The organism is Glutamicibacter sp. AOP38-B1-38 (genome assembly GCF_052377485.1).
Classification (GTDB): domain Bacteria; phylum Actinomycetota; class Actinomycetes; order Actinomycetales; family Micrococcaceae; genus Glutamicibacter.
Window position 1 is genome coordinate 1 of sequence record NZ_JBQSWU010000092.1, and the last position, 727, is coordinate 727.

Here is a 727-nt window from a genome sequence, read left to right on the forward strand (position 1 = left end):
ACATTTGGAGAGCTCCGTTGCCGTAGCTAGGGCGCGAGGCGTGTCATGGCAAGCCATAGGCAACGCATTCGGTATTACTCGACAGGCGGCATTCAAGCGATTCGGAACCATCTCAACGACAGGCATCGGAGAAGAAACCATGGCTAACCCAATTATTGACCTCACCTCGCGAACCGAAAATATCTTTGAGCACCTCAGCAAAGGTGACTACGGTTCCGTGAAATCACTGATGACCTTCACCTGTTCCCGCGTCCTGACGAAGAAAAAGGTTATCGATGTCTGGGACCAAGTGGTGGCAGACAGTGGACAGTTCGAATCTTGTTCCAACACCACCATTCAAACTGCCGACGGCACGAATGTTGTTGCACAGAAACTGAACCAGTACCTCGGCGGCGGCCTGACAGGACAAACGCAAATCAATCATGAAGCAGGCGAATGGCTCGGGCGAGTTGCCTACAACGGCGCCGGGAAAGTCACCGGAATTCTCATCGTGCACCCAATGCAGGCAAACAACCTGCCTTTCTAGACAGCTGGGTCCAAGCACGTTCACTGCGCAACTTGGCGACGCCAAAGGCGTGCCTCACTCACTACTCCAATCACAAACAGAGGCTTCCAATGGAAAAGATAGTCAACGCTGCATGCACCCTGCTCACATTCGTAACCTTCTTCGCTGTTTTGGGTGCATGGGAACTCGACGAAGCAGTGCGTTTCATATGGGCCGCCATGT

General features: G+C 53.0%; 1 protein-coding gene. It reads left to right on the forward strand.

Annotation, left to right across the window (positions count from 1 at the left end):
• Positions 1–526 (forward strand): hypothetical protein (locus ACT3TP_RS18735; protein WP_443457534.1); only part of this gene is annotated, 526 nt, incomplete at its 5' end.
• Positions 527–727 lie beyond the last annotated feature (201 nt).